Genomic DNA, 22,290 nt, shown 5'->3' with positions numbered 1-22,290 from the left:
ATGCACAGCTTACGTCAGGACGGCGGCGCGTGCTCGGCCGCCGTGATGCCCGGGGTTCTCACAAATCCGCCACCGAGGGCCTGATAAAGCGAAATGGAGGCCAAAAGGCGGGCGAGGCGCACCAGCGTCAGGGCGTCCTCCGCCTGGAACAGGCTCTGCTGGACGTTCAGGACCGTCACGATGTCGACCGTGCCCTCGCGCAAGCGCTGTCCGGCGAGTTCGTAGGCGCGCCGGGAGCTCTCCAGCGACTGGCGCTGCAGCCGTTCCTGCTCGGCGAGTTGCCGCACGGCGACCAGTGACCGCTCCACGTCGGCGAAGGCCGAGATCACCGACTTGCGGTACTCCTGCAGCAGTTCCGCCTCGCGCCCGCGGGCGAGTTCGAGTTCTCCCTCCAGCCGGAAACCCTGGAAGATGGGCTGGGTCAGCCCCGCCCCGATGGAGTAGAAGCCGGCGCCCGGGTTGAAGAGGTTGCGCAGGGCGATGCTCTCGAACCCGCCCGCCGCAGTGAGAGAGATCGTCGGGAAAAAGGCCTTTCGCGCCGCCTGCACGTCGCCGTTGGCAGCGGCGAGCCGCGCCTCGGCGGCGGCTATGTCGGGCCGGCGCAAAAGCAGCTCGGACGGGAGGCCAGGACGCGGCAGCGGCAGGCCAAGGGTGCCCATGCCGGTCCCGCGCACGCCGATCCGCTCCGGCGCCCGGCCGATCAGCACCGCGAGGGAGGCCGTGTTCTCCTCGATCGCCTGCTCGATGGGCGGGATGTCGGCCCGCAGTCCCGCGACGACGCTCTCCTGCTGGGCAAGGTCGAGCGCGGTCGCCGTGCCGGCCTCGACCCGCTCGCGGATCAGTGTCTCGACGCGCTGCGCGCTCTCGAGGTTCTTGCGAGCGATCCGGAGCCGATCCCGGCCGGCCATGATGCGCACGTAGAGCTGCACCGCCGACGCCGTGCTCGTCAGAGCGATCACATCGCGGTCGTAGCGGGACGCGAGCGCATCCGTCTGGGCGGCCGTCGCGATGTCGCGATTGCGGCCCCACAGGTCGATTTCGTAGCTGGCATTCAGGCCAACGCCGTAGCGGTTGATGCCCTCCCCCACCCGGGTGCCGTCCGCCGATCCCGCCCGCGAGCGCCGCGCATCCGCCGTGGCGCCGATGAGCGGCAGCAGGGGCGCCCCGGCGATCTGGGCTCTCGCATCCGCCTGCCGGATGCGCGCCGCAGCAGCCGCGATGTCGAGATTGCCCGTCTCCGCCGCCTCGGCGAACCGGGTGAGTTCGGCCGAGCCGTAACCCTTCCACCAGTCCGCCCGCATGGACGGAACTGGTGCCGCAGCGGCGTTCCTGAAGGCGGAGGGAACGTCGAGCTTCGGGTCCGGCGGCTCGGGTGCGAGGCATCCGCCGAGCAGGAGCGCGGGAAGCAGGCCCAGCAGGACAGGAACGCGACAGGACACCATGGCGCGGCGATCAAGGCAGGGTGCGCACCGCGACGCAAGTCCAGACAGGGCCACAGCTGTGGGTTGGGGACGTCCGTGGCCCGGCCGCCTCATCGCGGCCCTCGCTTCGACCCCACCCCTCCGTTACTCGGACCCTCCCCTGTGATCCCCCCGGTCATCCCCGACGGCAGGCGCAGCACGCCGGGGGAGGGTATCCAGAGCCTCGCCGTCCAACCCGACAAGACCGATCGGCCGAGCCGGAACCGATCGCCTCCCCCTCCGCGGGGACGGCGCCACGGCCGGGGATGACGCCGGGCATAGGGTGGGGCGGATGCGCGGGACGAGGGAACCGAAGGCCGGCCCGGGCGGCTCAGCGGTCCTTGCGGGGCTGCAGGCCGGCCTTGCGGAAGGCGTCGGCGAAGGCGTTGCCGCCGCCCGTCCCGCCGCCCCCACCACCGCTTCCGCCTCCCGGCCGCCGCTCGTCGCGGGCCGGGCGTGGGCCTGACGCGGGCCGCGCTGCGCTCGCCTCCCGGCCGGCCGGACGGGCGGTGGCATCGTCGTCGAGGCGCATGGTGAGGGCAATGCGCTTCCTCGGCACGTCGACCTCCAGGACCTTGACCTTCACGACGTCGCCGGGCTTGGCCACCGTGCGCGGGTCCTTCACGAAGGTGCGCGACATGGCCGAGATGTGGACGAGCCCGTCCTGGTGGACTCCGATGTCGACGAAGGCTCCGAAGGCGGCGACGTTGGTGACGACGCCCTCCAGCACCATGCCGGGGCGCAGGTCGCCGATCTTCTCGACCCCTTCCCGGAACTCCGCCGTCCTGAACTGCGGGCGCGGGTCGCGGCCGGGCTTCTCGAGCTCCTTCAGGATGTCGCTGACGGTCGGGACGCCGAAGGTCTCGTCGGTGAAGTCCTGCGGGCGCAGCTGGCGCAGCGCCGCGGCGTCGCCGATCAGCCCCTTGATGTCGCGGCGGGTCGTCGCGAGGATCCGCCGCACGACCGGGTAGGCCTCCGGGTGCACGCCGGAGCGGTCGAGGGGGTCGTCCCCGTCCGGGATGCGCAGGAAGCCGGCGCACTGCTCGAAGGCCTTGGGGCCGAGGCGCGGCACGTCCTTCAGCTTCGCACGGCTGCGGAACGGCCCGTTGGCGTCGCGGTGCTGGACGATGTTCTGCGCCAGCGTCTCGCCGACGCCCGAAACGCGGGCCAGAAGCGGCGCGGAGGCCGTGTTGACGTCGACGCCTACCGCGTTGACGCAATCCTCGACGACGGCGTCGAGGGAGCGCGAGAGCTTGTGCTCGGCGAGGTCGTGCTGGTACTGGCCGACGCCGATCGACTTGGGGTCGATCTTCACGAGTTCCGCCAGCGGATCCTGCAACCGCCGCGCGATCGAGACAGCGCCGCGCAGCGAGACGTCGAGCCCCGGCAGCTCCTGCGACGCATAGGCCGACGCCGAGTAGACCGAGGCGCCCGCCTCCGACACCATCACCTTGGTCGCCTTGACCGGCATCTTCTGCACCAGTTCGGCCGCGAGCTTGTCGGTCTCGCGCGACGCCGTGCCGTTGCCGATGGCGATGAGCTCGACCTTGTGCTTCTGGCAAAGCGCCGCCAGCACCGCGAGGGCTTCGTCCCACCGCCGCTGCGGCTCGTGCGGGTAGATGGTGGCGGTGTCGACGACCTTACCCGTGGCGTCGACGACCGCGACCTTGACGCCGGTTCGGTAGCCGGGGTCGAGCCCCATGGTCGGCCGGGTACCGGCCGGGGCCGCAAGGAGGAGGTCGCGCAGGTTGCCGGCGAACACCTTCACCGCCTCATCCTCGGCGTGCTGCCAGAGGCGCAGCCTCAGGTCGACGCCGATGTTGGTCATGATGCGCGTGCGCCACGCCCAGCGGACGCAGTCCTGCAACCAGCGGTCGGCCGGACGGCCGCGGTCGGCGATGGCGAACTGCGCGGCGATGCGACGCTCGTAGAGCCCCGGCTGGCCGGGGGGCGTGTCGGCCTCCTCGGCCTCCAGCCGGAGGTCGAGCACCTCCTCCTTCTCGCCGCGGAACAGCGCGAGGATGCGGTGGGACGGCATCCTGGCAAGCGGCTCGCTCCAGTCGAAGTAGTCGGAGAACTTGGCGCCTTCCGTCGCCTTTCCCTCCCGCACCCGGGAGACGAGCCGTCCGCCGCGCCAGAACTCCTCGCGCAGGGACCCGACCAGCGCCGGGTGCTCGGCGAACCGCTCGACCAGGATCGAGCGGGCCCCCTCCAGAGCCTCCTCGACGGTCGACACGCCCTTGTCGGCATTGACGAAAGCCGCTGCAGCCGTCTTCGGATCGGTCTCCGGCTTCGCGAGCAGGCCGTCGGCGAGCGGCTCCAGCCCGGCCTCGCGGGCGATCTGCGCCTTGGTGCGCCGCTTGGGCTTGTAGGGTAGGTAAAGGTCCTCGAGCCGCGCCTTGGAGTCGGCCTCCTCGATCGCCTTGCGAAGCGGGGCATCGAGCTTGCCCTGCTCCTCGATGCTCTGGAGGATCGCCTTGCGGCGCTCGTCCAGCTCGCGCAGGTATCGCAGCCGCTCGTCCAGCGTGCGCAACTGGGCGTCGTCCAGCGATCCTGTCGCCTCCTTGCGGTAGCGGGCGATGAAGGGAACCGTTGCGCCGCCGTCCAGGAGGTCGATGGCGGCGCGCGTCTGGCTCTCAGCGACGCCGAGTTCCTGGGCGATGCGCTGGCTGATCGAGAGCATGAATCGGGCCTCCGGATGGGGGACGGGCGGCGCTTGTACCGGCTCCTCGCGGAGCAGGTCAAAGCAGGCTGGGGATTGCGGCTGGCGTGCGACGGCGGTCGCGCCTCCGGCGAACCGGTCCTGCGCTGCGGCGTTGGCCGGGCGTCATGGCGTTCGTTCAGGGTTCTCTCCCCCGCCTCGGGCATCCCGCTCCGGCCGGGGCCGATTCGCGGCTCGCGGCAGCGGCCAAGGCACTCGAACGCTCCGCGGCCCCCGAAGTGACACTGCGCCTGAGCGCCGACGACGGTCGGCTGCTTCTCGATCTTGTGAAAGTCGACCCGGAAGCCCGAGGCCGCGGGCTCGGCCGCAAGGCGATGCGTGGCGTCGTCGCGCTCGCCGACGCCTGGGGCGTCCCGGTGACGCTTTACGCCCTCAGCCTCGCCGAGGGCGGCGCGGGCCCGGACCAGGGTGGTCTCGAGGCGTGGTACGGCCGGCTCGGCTTCGAGCGCACCGGCGCCCTTTCGGTCATGGGCCTCGCCGAGATGCGGCGGCTCCCCGGCCGGCATGCATGCCGCGAGGATCAGGCCCGCGGTCGGCACACAAGCTTGTGTCTTCCCACGGACCGCGGGCCTGTTAGCAATTCTACGGATGCCGGTTGCCAACCGACGGGACGGCGACCGCATGGCGAAAACCGGACGCAGGACGTCCGCAAAACGAATTCTGTGGGGAAGGACACATGGTCAAGCTCACTATCAACGGGATCGCGCGCGACATCGACGCCGATCCCGAGACGCCCCTGCTCTGGGTCATCCGCGAGCAACTCGGCCTCACCGGCACCAAGTACGGCTGCGGCGTCGCCCAATGCGGAGCCTGCACGGTACACGTCGACGGCGTCGCCATCCGCTCCTGCTCGATCCCGGTCAGCGCACTCAAGGCGGACCAGAAGATCGTGACGATCGAAGGCCTCTCGCCCGACGGCTCACACCCGCTCCAGAAGGCCTGGCTCGAGCTCGACGTGCCGCAGTGCGGCTACTGCCAGTCGGGGCAGATCATGACGGCCGCGGCCCTGCTGGCGGCCAACCCCAAGCCGACCGACGAGCAGATCAAGGCCGAGATGACCAACATCTGCCGCTGCGGCACCTACAACCGCGTCCACGCCGCCATCAAGCAGGCGGCGAACGGCATGGCCGGCTGAGCGGGGGCACCAACACCATGACCACCATCGACACCACCCGGCGCGGGTTCCTCGTGGGCTCGGGCGCCGCCGCCGCGGGCCTGTCCCTCGGCTTCCAGCTGCCCTTCGCCTCGACAGCCGAGGCGGCGCTCACCCCGGACGAGATCAACGCCTGGGTCGTCGTGAAGCCCGACGACACCGTCATCGTGCGCGTGGGTCGCGTCGAGATGGGCCAGGGTACGCTCACCGGCCTCGCCCAGCTCGTCGCCGAGGAGCTCGACTGCGACTGGTCCAAGGTCCGCACCGAGTACCCGACGCCCGGCGAGAACGTCGCCCGCAACCGCATCTGGGGCAATTTCGGAACGGCCGGCAGCCGTGGCATCCGCGATTCGCACGACTACATGCGCAAGGGCGGCGCCGCGGCCCGGATGATGCTCACGCAGGCCGCCGCCAACCAGTGGAACGTGCCGGTCGGCGAGTGCAAGGCGTCGAAGGGCGTCGTCACCCATGCCGCCTCCGGGCGCAGCGCCACCTACGGGCAGCTTGCCATGGCCGCCTCGAAGCTCGAGGCGCCCAAGGACATCCCGCTCAAGGACCCGAAGGACTGGACGATCGCCGGCAAGCCGCTGAAGCGGCTGGACACGGCCGACAAGCTGACGGGCAAGCAGGTCTACAGCCTCGACATGAAGCTGCCGGGCATGCTGAACGCCGCCATCAAGGCCTGCCCGGTGTTCGGCGGGAAGCTGAAGAGCTTCGACGCCGCCAAGGTCGAGGGCATGCCGGGCGTGAAGAAGGTGGTGAAGGTCGACGACAATGCCGTCGCCGTCGTCGCCGACACGTGGTGGCGCGCCAAGACCGCGCTCGAGGCCCTGCCCATCGTCTGGGACGAAGGCCCGAACGCCTCCTTCTCCAGCGAGGGCTTCGCCCAGACGCTGAAGGAAGGGCTCACCGCCGAGCAGGCCTTCGTCGGCAACCAGGCCGGCGACGTGAAGGCGGCTCTCGCGGGAGCGGCGAAGGTGGTCGAGGCCACCTACCGCGTGCCGTGGCAGCACCACGCCACGATGGAGCCGATGAACGCCACGGCGCTCTGGACGGCCGACAAGTGCGAGGTATGGACCGCGACGCAGAACGCCGAGGCGGCGCTCGCCACCACGGTGTCGGCCTCCGGCCACCCGATCAACAAGTGCGACGTCTACCGGCTCAACCTCGGCGGTGGCTTCGGCCGGCGCGCGACGAGCCACGACTTCGTGCGTCAGGCGGTGCTCATCGCCAAGGAACTGCCCGGCACGCCGGTGAAGCTCGTCTGGTCCCGCGAGGAAGACCAGCTGCACGGGCATTACCACCCCTACACCATGGCGAAGCTGACCGCCGCCGTGGACGGGCAGGGCAACGTGACCGGCCTGCACATGCGCATCTCCGGGCAGTCGATCCTCGCGGGCGTGAATCCGCAGGGCCTGCAGAACGGCCGCGACCCGGCCACCTTCCAGGGCCTGAACCCGAGCGGGGCGGAGGGCGTGTTCGGCTACACGACCATCCCGAACCTCCTCATCGACCACGCGATGCGGAACCCGCCGGTGCCTCCGGGCTTCTGGCGCGGCGTCAACAACAACCAGAACGCCTTCTACCTCGAGTGCTTCATCGACGAGGTGGCGCACGCGACCGGACAGGATCCGCTGGCGCTGCGCCAGAAGATGCTGGCCAAGAGCCCGAAGCACCTCGCCGTGCTCAACGCGGTCGCGGAGCGGGCCGGCTGGGGCAAGCCGGCGCCGGCCGGCGTCTACCGCGGCCTCGCCCAGCACATGGGCTATGGCAGCTACGTCGCCGCCTGCGCCGAGGTGTCGGTCGACGACAAGGGCAAGCTGAAGATCCACCGCATCGTCGCGGCCACGGACTGCGGCCACGCGGTCAACCCGCAGCAGATCGCGGCTCAGATCGAGGGCTCCTTCGCGTATGGCCTGAGCGCGGCCCTGCATGGCGAGATCACCGTGAAGGGCGGCAAGGTGCAGGAGGAGAACTTCGACACCTACCAGGTGCTGCGCATGGACGAGATGCCCGCGGTGGAGAGCATTGTCATGCCCTCCGGCGGCTTCTGGGGCGGCGTCGGCGAGCCGACGATCTTCGTCGCAGCGCCTGCGGTGTTCAACGCGATCTTCGCGGCAACGGGCAAGCGCATCCGCTCGCTGCCGCTGCGCGACCAGGACATCCGCAAGGCCTGATCGCAGGCAACCGAACGGCCGGGCGGCGCGTCATCCCATGCGCCGCCCGTTTCACAGGAGGTGACGCATGCGCCGCGCCACCGCGCTGATCCTCGCCCTCGGCCTTACGCCCGGAGCCGCTCTCGCGGCCTCCGCGCCGCCAGGTGCGACCGCGTGCTCGGGCTGCCACGGCCGCGAGGCGCCTGCGAGCGTGGGCCCGCCCATCGCCGGACGTGCGGCGGCCGACATTGCCTCGGCCATGGACGCCTATCGCTCGGGGGCAAGGGCCGGCACCGTGATGCCGCGCATCGCAAAGGGATTCACGACCGACGAGACCGAGGCCATCGCCCGGTGGTGGTCGGAACAGGCGGGGGTCAAGCCGTGAAGGGCGCCATCACCCGGCGCGCGCTCGTCGCCGGCGCCGCTGCCGCGCTCACCGCGCCCGCCGTGCTCGCGCAGTCTGCACAACGTGTCGTCGTGGTCGGCGGCGGCTTCGCCGGGACGACCGTCGCCCGAGCGCTGCGCCGCGAGGGCGTCGCCGTCACGCTGGTCGAGCCGAGTCCGGTCTACACCGCCTGCCCGATGAGCAACGCGGTTATCGCCGGCCTGCGCGGCATCGCCGAGCAGCAGTTCGACTACGCCGCCCTCGGGCCCGAGGGCATCGCGGTTGTCACCGGCGCGGCGACGGGACTGGACGCGGCGGCGCGCAAGGTCACGCTCGCGGACGGGACGGTGCTGGGCTACGACCGCGCGGTTCTGGCGCCGGGCATCGACATTCGCTACGACGCGCTGCCGGGCTACGACGAGATCGCCGCCAACGTGATGCCGCACGCGTGGAAGGCGGGCGAGCAGACGATCCTCCTGCGCCGCCGGCTGGAGGCCATGGAAGACGGCGGCACTGTCGTCATCGCTGCGCCGGCCAACCCGTTCCGCTGCCCGCCAGGGCCCTACGAGCGGGCGAGCCTCGTCGCCCACTTCCTGAAGACCCGCAAGCCGCGCTCGAAGCTGCTGATCCTCGACGCCAAGGACACGTTCTCCAAGCAGAAGCTTTTCCAGGCGGCGTGGGAGGAACTCTACCCCGGCCTGATCGAGTGGGTTGGCCTCTCGCAGGGCGGCAAGGTCACCGAGGTCATCGCGAGCGAAGGCACGCTCGTCACCGAGTTCGGCCGCCACAAGGCGGACGTCGCCAACGTCATCCCGCCGCAGCGGGCCGGCGGCATCGCGCGGCTCGCCGGCGCCGCCGACCGCAGCGGCTGGTGCCCGATCGACCCCGTGACCTTCGAGTCGAAACTCCTGCCCGGCGTCCACGTGGTGGGAGACGCCGCCATTGCCGGCGGAATGCCGAAGTCGGCCTTCGCCGCCAACGCCCAGGGAAAGGCTGCCGCGGCGGCCATCGCCACGCTGCTCGCCGGCAAAATGCCGGTGCCGCCGAAGCTCATCAACACCTGCTACAGCCTCGTGGCGCCGGACTACGGGATCTCGGTGGCGGGCGTATACCGACCGGCCAACGGCCTCCTCGCGGACGTCGAAGGCGCCGGAGGCACCAGCCCGGCGGAGGCGCCGCGCAGCGTGCGAGCACAGGAGGCGGCCTACGCCGAAGCCTGGTTCCGCACCATAGGGGCCGAGGTGTTCGGCTGAGATGAGGCTCGCCGTCGCCCTCGCCGCCGCGCTCGCCGCGTCGCTGTCGCCGGTCACGAGTGTGGCGCAGGCCCCGCTCCTGCCGTTTGCCATCGTGGACGACGGCATTCCCGAGCCGATCGGCGGCCTTTCCGGTGATGCGGCGCGGGGCCGTGCCATCGTAGTCGACCGGCAGCGGGGGCTTTGCCTGCTCTGCCACACCGGACCGTTTCCGGAGCAGCGCTTCCAGGGGACGCTGGCGCCGTCTCTGGCCGGGGCGGGGTCGCGCTGGAGCGCCGCGCAGCTGCGCCTGCGCGTCGCCGACGGCCGTCGCATCGATCCGGAGACCATCATGCCCTCGTACTACAGGGTGGAGGGCCTCGTGCGCGTGGCGCGGGCCTTCCAGGGCAAGCCGATCCTCGATGCCCAGCAGATCGAGGACGTTGTCGCCTTCCTCGCCACGCTGCGCGACCCCGCCGCCGGGGCCGCTCCGTGACCGGGTTGCCAACACGGGTTCCGCCAAGACAGGGATCGCCATGACCGACCGCCTGCCGCTGCTTCAACCCACTGACCGCCGCCGGCTTCTGGCCGGGGGCGCCGGCCTCCTCGCGCTCGCGCTCGTAAGGCCGGCCGGCGCCACGCAGGCGACGATGCAGAAGGCGATGGACGAGTTTACCCGCGGCGCGAAGGCCGAGGTCGCGCGGGTGACGATCGACATTCCCGCGCTGGTTGAGAACGGCAACTCGGTGCCCCTCACCGTGCGCGTCGACAGCCCGATGACGCCGACCGACTTCATCCGCCGCATCGGCGTCTTCAACCAGTTGAACCCGCAGCCCTATGTGGCGACGTTCCACCTCTCGCCGCGATCCGGACGGGCGCAGGTGTCGACGCGCATCCGCCTGGGCGACTCGCAGATGATCGTCGCCATCGCCGAAACGCAGGACGGCCGCTTCTTTCAGGCGAGCGCCGAACTCGTGGTCACCCTGCCCGCCTGCGTCGAGAGCTGAGGACTTCCATGGGCCGCGCCCTCATCAACGTCCCGCCGAAGGCCCGAAAGGGCGAAATCATCGAGATCAAGGCGCTCGTGTCGCACCCCATGGAGACGGGCTACCGCACCGGCTCCGACGGCAAGCTCGTGCCGCGCGACATCATCAACCGCTTCGTTGTGACGTGGAACGGCGAGGAGATCTTCAGCGCCGACCTCTACCCCGCGATCGCCGCCAACCCCTACTTCGCCTTCACCACCGTCGCGACGGAAAGCGGCACCGTCGCCTTCCGCTGGATCGACGACCGAGGCGGCGCGCAGGTCGAGACGGCGAAGATCACCGTCGAGTGAGACGCGGGGCATGAAGCGCGGTCCGATTCTCGCCGCGCTGGCCCTGTCGCTCGCCGGGGGCCTGTGGGCCGTCGCTGCACTCGGGCAGGCGGAAGGGCAGACGGACGGCCGGCGGTCGGGCTTCACCTTCATGGGACCCGACACGCAGGCGATGCAGACCGACGACGCCTCCAACCCCGGCATGCTCTGGGTGGCGGAGGGGGAGAGCCTGTTCGCACAACCCGCCGGCGAAGCGGGGCGCGCCTGCGCCTCCTGCCACGGCGCGGCCGGCGAGGCGCTCGCCGGTGCCGCCGCCCGATATCCCGCCATCGACGCCGCGACCGGGCAGGCCGTAACGCTCGAGGGCCGGGTCAACCTGTGCCGCGAGCGACACCAGAAGGCCCCGGCTCTCGCCCACGAGTCCCGCGAGTTGCTGGCGCTGGCCGCTTTCGTCGGGTTCCGCTCGCGCGGGGTCCCGATCACGCCGCCGAACGACCCGCGCATGGCGCCCGTGCGCGAGGAGGGCCTCGCGCTCTACAGGCAGCGGCAGGGCCAGCTCAACTTTTCCTGCGCCAACTGCCACGACGACAACGCTGGCGGGCGGCTGGGCGCGGCGCCGATCCCGCAGGCGCACCCGACCGGCTACCCGCTCTACCGGCTGGAGTGGCAGGGCGTCGGCAGCCTGCAGCGCCGCCTGCGCAACTGCATGACGGGTGTGCGCGCCGACCCCTTCGCCTACGGCTCGCGCGAGTTCACGGCGCTCGAGGCCTTCCTCGCCTGGCGGGCGCGAGGGATGCCCGTGGAGACGCCGGCCGTGCGGCCTTAGTGGCCTGGCATTGAACGCGACGGTGCCGCCTCCTCCCCCCGTGGGGAGGGGTAGGGGGTCGGGGGGCGCGCGGTGTCACGAGGGGCAGGCGCGGGAAGGCAGGGACGGAAGCATCCCCCTGCGGCGAGACCCTCATCCCAGGCCCTGCCCCACAAGGGGATGGGTGCGTGCGCCCCCTCTTCGCAGTCCTGAAGCGGCGCAAGCGCAAAGCCGCCCACCCGTCGGAGAGCCGCGCGGGCGCTTCTCTTCATGGCCCTGAAAGTCTGCTGCTGCGCTGCACCTTGCAATTGCGCGCGTCAACCGCTACGTAACACGCATCGACATTTGGCCGGACTATCGGGCCGTATCGCCGCATTCCACGGCGCACGTTCAGACGCTCCCCAAACATCGACGACCGGCAGGACCGCGCCACGGCTCGTGGCGAGGGCTTTGCCACTTATCCAAACTTCCCAGATGGGGACTGCTATGCTGACTGGCACCGTGAAGTTCTACAACGTTCAGAAGGGCTACGGCTTCATCCAGCCGGACAACGGCGAGAAGGACGTTTTCGTCCACGCCACCGCGCTGGAGCGTTCCGGCATGTCCGGACTGAATGAAGGCCAGAAGGTTGCCTTCGACACGCGCGAGGATCGTCGCACCGGCAAGATCGCCGTCGGCAACATCCAGCCTGCGTAAGCGTTGAAGCGGGAGCGGCGGGGCCAAGGCCTCGCCGCCTCCGCGACCCACGGCAAGGCTGCGGCATGGCCGCACACCCCTTCTGGTCGCTCAATCGCAAGAACAACAAGAGACCAGACATGACATTCACGTTCACGTCGCGCCCGTCGCGGCGCAATCCCGTCACCGATGCCGCCACGTTCCGCGTGGCGAGGCTCTGGACGGACGAAGACGGCGGAAACCGCCGCGAGGTGAGCCACCTCGTGGACCGGACCTATCCCTACCAGTCGATGCGCGAACTGCGCTGGCATCTGGCGGAAAGATTCGCAGAACCCGTCGAGACACTTGACATTCGGCGCGCTTGACGGCACGCCATCGCGCTCAGACTGTCGCCGGAGTCCGCGGCCGCCATCGGCACGCACCGGCCAAACCCCGAAGGAACGGAAGTCCGCAATGCAGGTTCTCGTCCGCGACAACAACGTCGACCAGGCTCTCCGCGTGCTGAAGAAGAAGATGCAGCGCGAAGGGATCCTGCGCGAGATGAAGCAGCGGAAGGCCTACGAGAAGCCCTCCGAGAAGAAGGCGCGCGAGAAGGCCGAGGCCGTCCGCCGCGCCCGCAAGGCGGCCCGCAAGCAGGCGCAGCGCGAAGGCCTGCTCCCGGCCCCCAAGAAGGTCGTGAAGCCGGCCCGTCCCCCGCGTCCCGCGGCGTAAGCCCGCAGGACTGCACCGGCCGGTTTTCCGCCCGGGGGCAGACGCCAGCGTCATTCCGTCTATGATCGGACACGGTCGTCGCTTCGCGGCGACCGTGTTTTCGATTGTCCGCACGGTGCCTCGAGCTTCGCCGCGCGGAGGGAATGGAGCTTCCGCGCCATGGCGCACTCGCCTGACTTCGCCCTCGACCTCGACCGTGTCCGCGCCGCCTTCCCGGCGCTGGCCTCCGGCTGGGCCTTCTTCGATAATGCCGGCGGCTCGCAGGTGCTGCGCACCGTCGCCGAGCGCATCTCGGACTATCTCCTGACGACGAGCGTCCAACTCGGGGCGAGCTACGAGGTGTCGCAGCTCGCCTCCGCCCGCTTCGCGCAGGCGCGCGCCACGGTGGCGCGGCTCGTCAACGCCCGCCGGCCGGAAGAGATCGTCTTCGGCCCCTCCACCACGCAACTGATGCGCAACCTCGCCGCCGCCATGGCGTCGCAGTTTGCGCCGGGGGACGAGATCGTCCTCACCGAGTTCGACCACGAGTCCAACATCGGCCCGTGGCTGGGGCTCGCCGAGCGGGGCGTGGTCGTGCGCACGTGGCGCTGCGACCCGCGCACGGGCGAGGTCGACCTGGCCGACCTCGAGGCGCTGCTCGGCCCTCGCACGCGGCTCGTCTGCGTGACGCACACCTCCAACATCCTGGGCACGATCAATCCTGTCGCCGCCATCGCCGAGCGGGTGCATGCCCACGGCGCACGGCTGTGCGTCGACGCCGTCGCCTACGCCCCGCACCGCGCGGTCGACGTGCAGGCCTGCGGCGCCGACTACTACGTGTTCTCGTTCTACAAGGTCTACGGACCGCACTTCGCCATGATGTGGGGGCGGCACGAGCACCTGCTGGAGCTCGACGGCCTCTACCACTGGTTCTACGGCAAGGACAAAGTCCCCACGAAGCTCGAGCCGGGCAACGCCAACTACGAGCTCGCCTGGGGCTGCACCGGCATCGTCGACTACCTCGACGCGCTGGGCGGCGGCACCGGCGACCGCGCCGCGCTCGAACGTGCCTTCGCCGCCATCGCCGGGCACGAGGAGGTGCTGGCCGAGCGCCTGCTCGACTGGCTGCGTCACCGCAACGACGTGCGCATCGTCGGCCACCGCGAGGCGGACCGGGCGCTGCGCGTGCCCACCATCGCCTTCAAGGTGGAGGGCCGCGACAGCGCCGAGATCGTGCGCAAGGTCGACGACGATCGCATCGGCATCCGCTTCGGCGACTTCCACTCGCGCCGGCTCGTCGAGCGCCTGGGCCTCGTGGACGGCAGCGGCGTCGTGCGCGTTTCGATGGTCCACTACAACACCGTCGAGGAAGTCGACCGCCTGATCGCCAGCCTCGACCGGGCGCTGTCGTGACCGGAGTCGCCGCCGCGCCGACGCTCGCGACCGCGCGCCTCACCCTCGCCGCCCACGCGCCTGCCGACCACGAGGACATGGTGGCGATGTGGGCGGACCCGGAGGTCACCCGCTTCATCGGCGGGCGACCCTTCGGCCGCGACGAGGTGTGGCACCGCCTGCTGCGCTATGTCGGGCACTGGGCGGCGCTCGGCTTCGGCTACTGGGCCGTGCGCGAGACGGACACCGGCCGCTTCGTCGGCGAGGTCGGCTACGCCGACTTCCGCCGCGTGCTCGACCCGCCGCTGCGCGGGCCGGAGGCCGGCTGGATCGTGGCGCCGTGGGCGCATGGGAAGGGCTACGCGCGCGAGGCGATGGAGGCGGCGATGGCATGGTCGCTGCCGCGCTTCGGCGACACGCTCACCACCTGCATCATCGCGCCGGAGAATGCCCCGTCTCTGCGGCTCGCCGGGCGCCTCGGCTTCGCCCCGGTGCGCGAGGCGCTGCACCACGACAAGCCCGTCGTGGTGCTGGAGCGGCCGCCCGGCTGAGGGGCGGGCTCACGCCTCGCGGCGGTCGGCCGGGCGCGGGATCGGCCGGGGCCGGCCGTCGTCGTCGATGGCGACGAAGGTGAAGGTCGCGTCTGTCACCTTCTCGCGCATCTTGGTCATGAAGCGACGCGCCCACGCCTCGATGTGGATCCGGAACGAGGTGCGCCCGGTGCTCTCCACCTCGGTGTAGACGCACAGGACGTCGCCCACCTTCACCGGGCGGATGAAGCTCATCGCCTCCACCGCCACGGTAACGACGCGGCCGCCGGTGAACTCGACGCCGGCGATGCCGCCGGCCTGGTCCATGCGCGACATCACCCAGCCCCCGAAAATGTCGCCGTTGGCGTTGGTGTCGGAGGGCATGGCGATGGTGCGGACGGTGAGCTCGCCTCGCGGCTGGTCCTCTGCGGACGATGCGTCCATGCGGTTCCTCCCTCTCAGGCGCCGGGCGGCGTGAAGCGCCGGTCGATGGCCTTCGGCCGGCCCGGCAGGTCGAGCGCCGCGGTGCGCGGCGGCGTGGTGGACACCACCCTGCCCTTCGACACCACGGCGAGGCGGTTGGCGCGCAGCCGCAGCGCGTCGACCGGGTCGTTGGCCTGCAGCACGACGAGGCTCGCCGTCGCGCCGACGTGCAGGCCGTAGCCGTCGAGCCCCATGATGCGCGCCGGCGTCTCCGTTACGAGGTCGTAGCAGCGGCGCATGTCGGCGGGGCTCGTCATCTGCGCCACGTGCAGGCCCATGAAGGCGACGTCGAGCATGTCGGCGGTGCCAAGCGAGTACCACGGGTCGAGCACGCAGTCCTGGCCGAAGGCGACGGTGACGCCGGCCTTGAGCAACTCGGGCACGCGCGTCATGCCGCGGCGCTTCGGGTAGGTGTCGTGGCGGCCCTGCAGCACGATGTTGATGAGCGGGTTGGGGATCGCCGCCACGCCCGCCTCCGCCATCAGCGGGATCAGCTTGGAGACGTAGTAGTTGTCCATCGAGTGCATCGAGGTCAGATGCGAGCCGGCGACGCGGCCCTGCAGGCCGAGGCGCTGCGTCTCGTAGGTGAGCTGCTCGATGTGGCGCGACAGCGGGTCGTCCGTCTCGTCGCAGTGGATGTCGACCCTGAGCCCCCGCTCCGCCGCGATCTCGCACAGCGCCGTCATGGAGCGGCGGCCGTCCTCCATGGTGCGCTCGCCGTGCGGGATGCCGCCGACTACCTCGACGCCCCGGTCGAGCGCGCGGGCGAGGTTATCCACCGCGCCGGGGCTGCGGTAGTAGCCGTCCTGCGGGAAGGCGACGAGCTGCAGGTCGAAGTAGGGCGCCACGCGCCGCTTCACGTCGAGGAGCGCGTCCACCGCGAGCAGCCGGTCGTCGCACACGTCGACATGCGTGCGCACCGCCAGCAGGCCCATCGACACGGCCCAGTCGATGTAGGTCAGCGCCCGCTCCGCCACCGCCTCGTGGGTGAGCAGCGGCTTCAGCTCGCCCCACAGGGCGATGCCCTCCAGCAGCGTGCCCGAGCGGTTGATGCGCGGCAGGCCGTAGGACAGCGTCGCGTCCATGTGGAAGTGCACGTCCACGAAGGGCGGCGACACGAGGTGGCCGGCGGCGTCGAGCGTCCGCCCCGCCGCGCCCGGCAGGTCCGGCGCGATGGCGGCGATGCGGTCGCCGACGATGCCGATGTCGGCCCGCGTCCCGTCCGGCAGGACGCCGCCGCGCACCACGAGATCGAACGCCATGCCTGCCCCTCCACGACCGTCGCGCCAGATGTAGCACGCCGTCCCGCGGACCCTGCAAGGGCCGGGCCGGCCTATCCCGGAACCGGTGGAAGAAACGGGGGGCGGGGCGCGCCGGGGGCGCTCCGGTCAGGCCGAGCCGGCGGCGGGGCGCGGGGCCTCGGGCTGGGGCGGCGCGGGGCCGCGCAGGCGCGACTCGCGCAATTCGCCCGCCTCCTCGAGGATCGGGTGGGCGACCGTGGTCAGGTGAGCGACGATGCGCTTGAGATCGCGCAGCATGTCGAGGTGCAGCGACGAGGTCTCGATGGAGGCCACGGCGCCCTCGCGCAGGCGGCGCAGGTGGTTCTCCGTCGCCTCCTTCTCGATGATCCGCACCTTGTCCTTGGCCTCCACCAGCTCGCGTGCCAGCCCCGTGTCGCGGGTGACGAACACGGTCACGGCGAGGCGCATCTGCTCCACCGCGATGGCGTGCAGCGCCCGCAGCTCCGACCAGCCTTCCTCGGAAAAGGAGAGGCCGAGCCGCTGCTTCTTGGCGGCGAGCACGAGCAGGTTCTTGTCGATGATGTCGCCGACGTGCTCGAGGTTGGTGATGAACAGGATCAGGTCGAAGGCGCGCCGGGAATCCTCTGTCGCCAGCGGGGCGCGGGTGAGCTTCGTCAGGTAGAGCTTGATCTCCTCCTGCAGCCGGTCCACCGCACTGTCGAGCCGGCGGATCTCCTCGCGCCGCGCGTCGTCCTTGTCCTCGAAGGGGTGGATCGCCTCGCGCAGCATCAGCTCGACGGTGTCGGCGAGCCGCAGCACCTCGCGCGTCGCGCCGGAGAGCGCCACGGCGGGCCGGTCGAGCAGGGCGTCGTCAAGGTGCTCGGGCCGGCGCTCGGCGGCGGGCGCGCGATCCTCGGTGACGAAGCGGGTCAGCAGATCGGCCGCCTTCCCCGTCAGCGGCAGGAAGACGACCGCGAGCACGATGTTGAACGCCGTGTGGAACATCGCCAGCTGGCGGGCCGGCGCGCCGAGGCCGGCGAGCAAGGCCGCCGTCTCGTCGACGAGCGCCAGCGCGGCGAGCGCGCCGACGGCGCGGAAGGCGAGGTTGCCGAACAGGACACGGCGCGTCGTCGCGCCGGCGGCGAAGCTCATGCCAAGCGGGATCAGTCCAGAGCCGACATTGGCGCCGAGCACCATGGTCAGCGCCAGCTTCGGTTCCAGCACGCCGGCCGAAGCGAGCGACACGAACAGCAGGATCGTTGCGACGCTGGAGTGCACGAGCCAGGTGAGGCCCGCCGCCAGCACCAGCGCCAGTACCGGCGAGTCGCCGAGGTGCTGCAGCACCATGGCGAGCAGCCAGTTGGAGCGCAGCGGCTCCGACGCCGTGACGATGAGGCCGAGCGCCAGGATCATCAGCGCGAGGCCGATCATGATGCGCCCCACCTGCCGCACGGTCGCGGAGGACGACAGCATGAAGGCAGCGACGCCGGCCACCAGCAGGACCGGCACGAGAGCCTTCAGGTCCACCGCCATGGCCTGCACCACCAGCGTCGAACCGATGTCTGCGCCCAGCATCACCGCCAGCGCCGGGGCGAGCGCGATGAGCCCGCGCTCGGCGAAGGAGACGACGAGCAGTCCCGCCGCCGCAGAACTCTGCAGCGACGCCGCCACGGCCACGCCGGCAAAGCACGCCTTCACCCGGTTGTCGGTGGCGCGGGCGATGATGTGGCGCAGGTTCTCGCCAAAGGCCCGCAGGATGCCCGTGCGCACCATGCGCGTCGCCCAGATGAGGAGGGCCACGCCGCCGAGAAGGTTGAGCACCAGATGCTGTGCGGACATGGGGGCGGGGTCCTGGCGGTCGAGGTCCTGGCGGTCGGGGGCCGCCGGCTGAGACGACAATTCGATTACAGCCGCATGACACGCTAACAGGGCGTTGACGACGTGTCTCTCCACGCCCCCGACTGCCTGGAACGCGCCATTCCATGAGAAGCGCGGGGCTTGCGAAGGGGTTCCATCGGCGGGATGGGCGCGAGGCAGCCAATTGCGGCTGGAACCCGCCTCTTCCGCGCCGTCATCCCCGGCCGGAGCGACTCAGCCGCGGAGGTGAGGGAAATCCAGCGAACGGCTGCTGAATGGCAGCCCGCCCGACCCGCTGTCCGGCGCCATCAGTCACGCGCCGCTGTCACCATCCCGCTGGATCCCCTTCCCGGCCCGCTGCACGGGCCGCCGGGGATGACGGCGGAAGGGCACGACGGGCGGGACGAAAGCCGCGTCTCCCTCAGCCCGCCGCGTGCTCCGGGAACAAGCCGGCCAGTCCCTCGCGGGTCGCCGGGCAGACACCGCGGTCGGTGATGAGGGCGGTGACGTAGGCGGCGGGGGTGACGTCGAAGGCGTAGTTCGCCGCCGGACTGCCCGGCGCAACGATCTCCACCGTCGCCAGACCGCCGTCCGGGAGGCGCCCGGTGATGTGGGTGACCTCGGTCGCGTCGCGCTGCTCGATGGGGATGTCGCGCACGCCGTCGTCCAGCGTCCAGTCGATCGTCGAGTGCGGCAGCGCCACGTAGAAGGGCACGCCGTTCACGTGCGCCGCCAGCGCCTTCAGGTAGGTGCCGATCTTGTTGCAGACGTCGCCGCGCCGGGTCGTGCGGTCGGTGCCGACGATGCACAGGTCCACCTGCCCGTGCTGCATCAGGTGGCCGCCGGCGTTGTCCGGAATCACCGTGTGCGGCACGCCATGGGCGCCGAGCTCGTAGGCGGTAAGCGACGCGCCCTGGTTGCGCGGGCGCGTCTCGTCGACCCAAACATGAACCGGCACGCCCGCGTCGTGCGCCATGTAGATGGGCGCCAGCGCCGTTCCCCAGTCGACAGTGGCGAGCCACCCGGCGTTGCAGTGGGTGAGCACGTTCACCGTGGCGTCCGTCTCGCGGTGCCGCGTGGCGATCAGCGCCGCGCCGGCCTCGCCGATGCGCCGGCAGGTCTCGACGTCGTCGTCGCAGATGTCCGCTGCCATCGCCCATGCGGCGTCCCGGCGTGCGGCCGGCGGCAGCGGGGCGAGGCCGCCGCGCAGCCGGTCCAGCGCCCAGCGCAGGTTCACCGCAGTGGGGCGCGTGCGGTAGAGCGTCTCGTAGGCGCGGGCGATGCCCTCGTCCGACCCGTCGTCGTCCATGGCAATGGCCATGCCGTAGGCGGCCGTCGCGCCGATGAGCGGGGCGCCACGAACCACCATCGTACGGATGGCGTCCGCCACCTCCCCCAGCGTGCCGAGCCGCTTCACGGCGAAGCGGTGCGGCAACAACGTCTGGTCGATGACCTCGACCGCGCGGCCGTCCGCCGTGGGCCAGATCGTCCGGTAGTGCCTGCCGCCGATGTTCATGCGTGTCTCTGGGTCACGAGTGTCGTTCCCTGGCCACCGCCAGTGCGAGGCTGCGGACGTCGGCCATCGATCCCATGGTGGCGCGGCCGAGCATGAGCGTGCGGGCCATGGACAGCGCCTTCGCCTCGCAGCGGGCCCGCACGTCCGGGTCGGCGATGCTCTCGAGGTCCGCCACGTGGGCGAGGCCGAGGATGCGGCGGATCATCTTGCAGGCGGCGAAGCCGAGCGTATCCTCGAACAGCCGCCGCATGGTGGCATGGCGGTACGCCTCCAGCGCGGCGCGCGAGCCATCGTCCTCCATCAGCCCGGCCGGGAACACGTCGCCCGGACCGCCCTCCCGCCAAAGCGCGAGGAAGCGGTCGTGGAAGCCGAGCCAGAACCGCTCGGCGGTGTCGAGAATCCAGCCGCGGTAGGCCTCGCGGTCGTCACCGGGCGTGGCATGGCCCTCCTGCGCAAAGAAGGCCAGCAGCAGGTTGGCGAGGAAGGCGCCGGTGTCAAAGCCCATCGGGCCGTAGACGGCGAACTCGGGGTCGATGACGCGGGTGTCGGTCTCCGTCACCATGATCGAGCCGGTGTGGAGGTCGCCGTGGATCAGCGCCTCGCCGCGCGACAGGAAGGCCCACTTCAGCTCCTGCGCCGCCACCTTCAATGGCGCATCCTCGCGGAAGCGCACCGCCACCGCGTCGAGTTGCGGGCTCGTCCAGCGGTTCAGCGGAGCGACGCGGTAGGGGTCGGTGAAGACGAGGTCCTCGGTGATCTTGCACAGCGCGACGTTGCGGCTGAACAGCGCCTGCCGCTCGCGCTTGGCGGCCGCCGGCTCGCCGAGGTCGCTCGTCGAGAACAGCGTCCGCGCGCAGAACGTCGCGATGGCGTCCGCGACGCCGGGGTACCGCGTGCCGGCGATCAGGCCCTTGCGCATGATGACGTGGGGTTCGAGCAACTCCATCACGATGGCCGCGCGGACCGGGTCGAAGCAATAGACCGTCGGGATCAGCTCGGGGACGACGCGCGCCTGGGTTGAGAGCGCCCGCGCTTCGAAGAAGGCGCGCTCCAGCGGCAGGGGCCAGCTGTCGCCGACGAGGCGGACATAGGGCAGCGCCTGCTTCACCACGACGCCACCCGCTGCGCCCTTGACGATGAAGACGAGGTTGAGGTTGCCGTCGCCGACCTCGCGCACCGTCCACCCGGCCGGGTCGCCGCCGAGGCGCAGCCGCACGTCCGGCAGCGCCGCGAGGAACGGGCGCAGCGTGTCCTCCCCGAGCGGCGCATACCCCGGCCCTCCGGCCAGGGTCACCCGTGCCTCACCATCCATCGCGAACACTCCCTCGCACCTCAAGCGCCCTCGACCGTCGCAAGGCTGGTGCCCCCCGCACATTCGACGAGGTGGCAGCGCAGGAGCCGTCTTGCACGGCGCAGAACATCCGAGAGGCGGGTCGCATCGGCGATCGGCTGGGCCTCAGCGGGGCTTGCGTGGCGGCGGTGGCCGGCGGGTCGATGTCCGCGGCGACTTGCGCGGTGCGGCCGGCCCGGCCGACGTCGAGTCCGGAGGGCTTTTCGGCTTGCCTGCCGAGGGTACCTTGCCGGCCTTCGCCTTGCGGCCCGACGCGGCACCAGGCGGCGTCGAAGCCGAGGATTTCGGCGACGGTCCTGCGGCGGGCGACTTTGCGACCGGCGCCGCTGCAAGACGGGTGGCACGGGCCGGCGACGCCGCCGGTCGTGCCGCGGCACGCGACCGTCGCGTGCTGAGTACGGCTGCCACAACGGGAGCGGGCGCCGTGGCCAACCGGGTCGACGCTTGCCCTCCGGAGGCCGCGGAACGACGCTTCTTTCCTTTCTCGCCCGAACCAGCGGTTGAGGAGACCGGCGACAGTGGCTTTGCCGCCGCGGAGAGAGGCGGAGGCGCCTCGGCAGAGGCCGCTGAAGGAGCGTCCGATTCGTCCTCGCCCACCTTTCCGCGACGCGCCTGCGGCGTGTCACCGACTGCGTCGAGGTCCGGCGCCTGGCCGTAGCTCATGCGCCGGATCTGCTCGATCACCTGCTCCATCTCGGCCTGCGTGAGCCGCGGCGGTTCGCCGATGGCCAGCGCGTGGACGTACATCTTCGCAAGGGTTTCAACCTCGACGGCGCGCCACAGGGCCTTCTCGAAGCTGTCGGCCAGCACGATCAGCCCGTGGTGGCCGAGGAGGCAGGCGAGCCGTCCGTCGAGGGCCGCGAGCGCCGCGTCCGACAACTCCTGCGTGCCGAAACATGCGTATGGCGAGCAGCGGATGTCGGTCCCGCCTGCGACCGCCACCATGTAGTGGAAGGCCGGGATGGCCTTCTCGTGCACGGCCAGCGTCGTCGAATAGGTCGAGTGCGTGTGCAGCACGACGTTCACGTCGCTGCGGTTCTTCAGGATGTCGCGATGGAAGCGCCACTCCGACGACGGCCGGTGCCGGCCGACATAGGTGCCGTCGAAGGCCATCTCGACGATGTCCTTGGGGCTCATGTCGTCATAGGGCAGGCTCGTGGGCGTGATGAGCATCCCCTCGGGGATCCGGTGCGAGAGGTTGCCCGAAGTGCCCTGGTTGAGGCCGATGCGGTTCATCTCGCGGCAGGTCCTGATGATGCCCTGCCGCAGGTCCCGGTGCGCGACTTTCGACATGACGTCCTCTCTTCCCTGCCATCGACCGCCGCAC

At 71.0% G+C, this 22,290-nt stretch carries 20 protein-coding genes and 1 pseudogene; 13 read left to right on the top strand and 8 right to left on the bottom strand.

From position 1 onward, the window contains the following. Positions 1–14: 14 nt before the first annotated feature. The gene (locus ACX9GQ_RS07375) at positions 15–1,442 is read right to left on the bottom strand and encodes an efflux transporter outer membrane subunit (RefSeq protein WP_459628857.1); all 1,428 of its coding nucleotides are present in this window, start codon (positions 1,440–1,442) and stop codon (positions 15–17) included. A gap of 349 nt (positions 1,443–1,791) precedes the next feature. Further along, positions 1,792–4,143, bottom strand: coding sequence for a Tex family protein (locus tag ACX9GQ_RS07370; protein WP_459628856.1), 2,352 nt, complete (start codon positions 4,141–4,143; stop codon positions 1,792–1,794). Between the two features lie 715 nt (positions 4,144–4,858). Here ACX9GQ_RS07370 and ACX9GQ_RS07365 point away from each other — a divergent pair. From ACX9GQ_RS07365 to ACX9GQ_RS07305, 13 genes are all read left to right on the top strand, one after another. After that, positions 4,859–5,317: a (2Fe-2S)-binding protein gene (locus ACX9GQ_RS07365; protein WP_459628855.1), complete on the top strand. Its 459-nt coding sequence runs from the start codon at positions 4,859–4,861 to the stop codon at positions 5,315–5,317. Between the two features lie 17 nt (positions 5,318–5,334). Continuing rightward, on the top strand, positions 5,335–7,512 hold the full coding sequence (locus ACX9GQ_RS07360; RefSeq protein ID WP_459628854.1) for a xanthine dehydrogenase family protein molybdopterin-binding subunit: 2,178 nt from the start codon (positions 5,335–5,337) through the stop codon (positions 7,510–7,512). Positions 7,513–7,579: 67 nt separating this feature from the next. Next, positions 7,580–7,876, top strand: coding sequence for a c-type cytochrome (locus ACX9GQ_RS07355; protein WP_459628853.1), 297 nt, complete (start codon positions 7,580–7,582; stop codon positions 7,874–7,876). Beyond that, positions 7,873–9,129 (top strand): FCSD flavin-binding domain-containing protein, encoded by a 1,257-nt coding sequence (locus ACX9GQ_RS07350; RefSeq protein WP_459628852.1) that lies wholly within the window; start codon positions 7,873–7,875, stop codon positions 9,127–9,129. Before ACX9GQ_RS07355 ends, ACX9GQ_RS07350 begins: the two co-directional genes overlap by 4 nt. A 1-nt stretch (position 9,130) precedes the next feature. Beyond that, the gene (soxX, locus tag ACX9GQ_RS07345; protein WP_459628851.1) at positions 9,131–9,604 is read left to right on the top strand and encodes a sulfur oxidation c-type cytochrome SoxX; all 474 of its coding nucleotides are present in this window, start codon (positions 9,131–9,133) and stop codon (positions 9,602–9,604) included. 40 nt (positions 9,605–9,644) lie between these two features. Then, on the top strand, positions 9,645–10,115 hold the full coding sequence (locus tag ACX9GQ_RS07340) for a SoxY-related AACIE arm protein (RefSeq protein ID WP_459628850.1): 471 nt from the start codon (positions 9,645–9,647) through the stop codon (positions 10,113–10,115). Positions 10,116–10,123: 8 nt separating this feature from the next. Then, the gene (gene soxZ, locus ACX9GQ_RS07335; RefSeq protein ID WP_459628849.1) at positions 10,124–10,444 is read left to right on the top strand and encodes a thiosulfate oxidation carrier complex protein SoxZ; all 321 of its coding nucleotides are present in this window, start codon (positions 10,124–10,126) and stop codon (positions 10,442–10,444) included. Between the two features lie 10 nt (positions 10,445–10,454). After that, positions 10,455–11,249 carry a sulfur oxidation c-type cytochrome SoxA gene (gene soxA / locus ACX9GQ_RS07330; RefSeq protein WP_459628848.1) on the top strand — a complete coding sequence of 265 codons (795 nt, stop codon included), beginning with the start codon at positions 10,455–10,457 and terminating at the stop codon, positions 11,247–11,249. 465 nt (positions 11,250–11,714) lie between these two features. Continuing rightward, positions 11,715–11,924 carry a cold-shock protein gene (locus tag ACX9GQ_RS07325; protein WP_459628847.1) on the top strand — a complete coding sequence of 70 codons (210 nt, stop codon included), beginning with the start codon at positions 11,715–11,717 and terminating at the stop codon, positions 11,922–11,924. 119 nt (positions 11,925–12,043) lie between these two features. Next, entirely contained in the window at positions 12,044–12,268 is a 225-nt protein-coding gene (locus tag ACX9GQ_RS07320) for a hypothetical protein (protein ID WP_459628846.1), read from the top strand. An 88-nt stretch (positions 12,269–12,356) separates the two neighbouring features. Continuing rightward, complete coding sequence (gene rpsU / locus ACX9GQ_RS07315) at positions 12,357–12,614, top strand: 30S ribosomal protein S21 (protein WP_459628845.1); 258 nt, start codon at positions 12,357–12,359, stop codon at positions 12,612–12,614. 159 nt (positions 12,615–12,773) lie between these two features. Continuing rightward, positions 12,774–14,006 (top strand): cysteine desulfurase-like protein, encoded by a 1,233-nt coding sequence (locus ACX9GQ_RS07310; RefSeq protein ID WP_459628844.1) that lies wholly within the window; start codon positions 12,774–12,776, stop codon positions 14,004–14,006. Continuing rightward, entirely contained in the window at positions 14,003–14,536 is a 534-nt protein-coding gene (locus ACX9GQ_RS07305; protein WP_459628843.1) for a GNAT family N-acetyltransferase, read from the top strand. The genes ACX9GQ_RS07310 and ACX9GQ_RS07305 overlap by 4 nt, the downstream gene beginning before the upstream one ends. Positions 14,537–14,545: 9 nt before the next feature. On the opposite strand, the gene ACX9GQ_RS07300 is transcribed toward ACX9GQ_RS07305, so the two are convergent. The 6 genes and pseudogenes from ACX9GQ_RS07300 to ACX9GQ_RS07275 all read right to left on the bottom strand — a co-directional run. Continuing rightward, complete coding sequence (locus tag ACX9GQ_RS07300) at positions 14,546–14,959, bottom strand: acyl-CoA thioesterase (RefSeq protein ID WP_459628842.1); 414 nt, start codon at positions 14,957–14,959, stop codon at positions 14,546–14,548. 14 nt (positions 14,960–14,973) lie between these two features. Continuing rightward, positions 14,974–16,260 carry an amidohydrolase family protein gene (locus tag ACX9GQ_RS07295; RefSeq protein WP_459628841.1) on the bottom strand — a complete coding sequence of 429 codons (1,287 nt, stop codon included), beginning with the start codon at positions 16,258–16,260 and terminating at the stop codon, positions 14,974–14,976. Positions 16,261–16,386: 126 nt separating this feature from the next. Then, positions 16,387–18,078 carry a Na/Pi cotransporter family protein gene (locus ACX9GQ_RS07290; protein WP_459628840.1) on the bottom strand — a complete coding sequence of 564 codons (1,692 nt, stop codon included), beginning with the start codon at positions 18,076–18,078 and terminating at the stop codon, positions 16,387–16,389. 439 nt (positions 18,079–18,517) lie between these two features. After that, positions 18,518–19,612 carry an S-methyl-5-thioribose-1-phosphate isomerase gene (mtnA, locus tag ACX9GQ_RS07285; RefSeq protein ID WP_459628839.1) on the bottom strand — a complete coding sequence of 365 codons (1,095 nt, stop codon included), beginning with the start codon at positions 19,610–19,612 and terminating at the stop codon, positions 18,518–18,520. A gap of 13 nt (positions 19,613–19,625) precedes the next feature. Continuing rightward, entirely contained in the window at positions 19,626–20,924 is a 1,299-nt protein-coding gene (gene mtnK, locus ACX9GQ_RS07280) for an S-methyl-5-thioribose kinase (protein ID WP_459628838.1), read from the bottom strand. Positions 20,925–21,569: 645 nt separating this feature from the next. Further along, positions 21,570–22,256, bottom strand: a pseudogene (locus tag ACX9GQ_RS07275) (class II aldolase/adducin family protein); the annotation flags it as partial. Positions 22,257–22,290: the final 34 nt, after the last annotated feature.

The organism is Alsobacter sp. R-9 (genome assembly GCF_054612375.1).
This window is presented reverse-complemented; position numbering and strand designations above follow the sequence as displayed.

Bases quoted from the DNA above. Each gene is read 5' to 3' on its own strand.
- ACX9GQ_RS07370 (WP_459628856.1), bottom strand. From the start codon at position 4,143: ATGCTCTCGATCAGCCAGCGCATCGCCCAGGAACTCGGCGTCGCTGAG.
- ACX9GQ_RS07340 (WP_459628850.1), top strand. From the start codon at position 9,645: ATGACCGACCGCCTGCCGCTGCTTCAACCCACTGACCGCCGCCGGCTT.
- ACX9GQ_RS07360 (WP_459628854.1), top strand. From the start codon at position 5,335: ATGACCACCATCGACACCACCCGGCGCGGGTTCCTCGTGGGCTCGGGC.
- mtnK (WP_459628838.1), bottom strand. From the start codon at position 20,924: ATGGATGGTGAGGCACGGGTGACCCTGGCCGGAGGGCCGGGGTATGCG.
- ACX9GQ_RS07375 (WP_459628857.1), bottom strand. From the start codon at position 1,442: ATGGTGTCCTGTCGCGTTCCTGTCCTGCTGGGCCTGCTTCCCGCGCTC.
- soxX (WP_459628851.1), top strand. From the start codon at position 9,131: ATGAGGCTCGCCGTCGCCCTCGCCGCCGCGCTCGCCGCGTCGCTGTCG.
- ACX9GQ_RS07320 (WP_459628846.1), top strand. From the start codon at position 12,044: ATGACATTCACGTTCACGTCGCGCCCGTCGCGGCGCAATCCCGTCACC.
- ACX9GQ_RS07325 (WP_459628847.1), top strand. From the start codon at position 11,715: ATGCTGACTGGCACCGTGAAGTTCTACAACGTTCAGAAGGGCTACGGC.
- ACX9GQ_RS07355 (WP_459628853.1), top strand. From the start codon at position 7,580: ATGCGCCGCGCCACCGCGCTGATCCTCGCCCTCGGCCTTACGCCCGGA.
- ACX9GQ_RS07310 (WP_459628844.1), top strand. From the start codon at position 12,774: ATGGCGCACTCGCCTGACTTCGCCCTCGACCTCGACCGTGTCCGCGCC.
- ACX9GQ_RS07290 (WP_459628840.1), bottom strand. From the start codon at position 18,078: ATGTCCGCACAGCATCTGGTGCTCAACCTTCTCGGCGGCGTGGCCCTC.
- soxA (WP_459628848.1), top strand. From the start codon at position 10,455: ATGAAGCGCGGTCCGATTCTCGCCGCGCTGGCCCTGTCGCTCGCCGGG.
- mtnA (WP_459628839.1), bottom strand. From the start codon at position 19,612: ATGAACATCGGCGGCAGGCACTACCGGACGATCTGGCCCACGGCGGAC.
- ACX9GQ_RS07295 (WP_459628841.1), bottom strand. From the start codon at position 16,260: ATGGCGTTCGATCTCGTGGTGCGCGGCGGCGTCCTGCCGGACGGGACG.
- ACX9GQ_RS07365 (WP_459628855.1), top strand. From the start codon at position 4,859: ATGGTCAAGCTCACTATCAACGGGATCGCGCGCGACATCGACGCCGAT.
- rpsU (WP_459628845.1), top strand. From the start codon at position 12,357: ATGCAGGTTCTCGTCCGCGACAACAACGTCGACCAGGCTCTCCGCGTG.
- soxZ (WP_459628849.1), top strand. From the start codon at position 10,124: ATGGGCCGCGCCCTCATCAACGTCCCGCCGAAGGCCCGAAAGGGCGAA.
- ACX9GQ_RS07300 (WP_459628842.1), bottom strand. From the start codon at position 14,959: ATGGACGCATCGTCCGCAGAGGACCAGCCGCGAGGCGAGCTCACCGTC.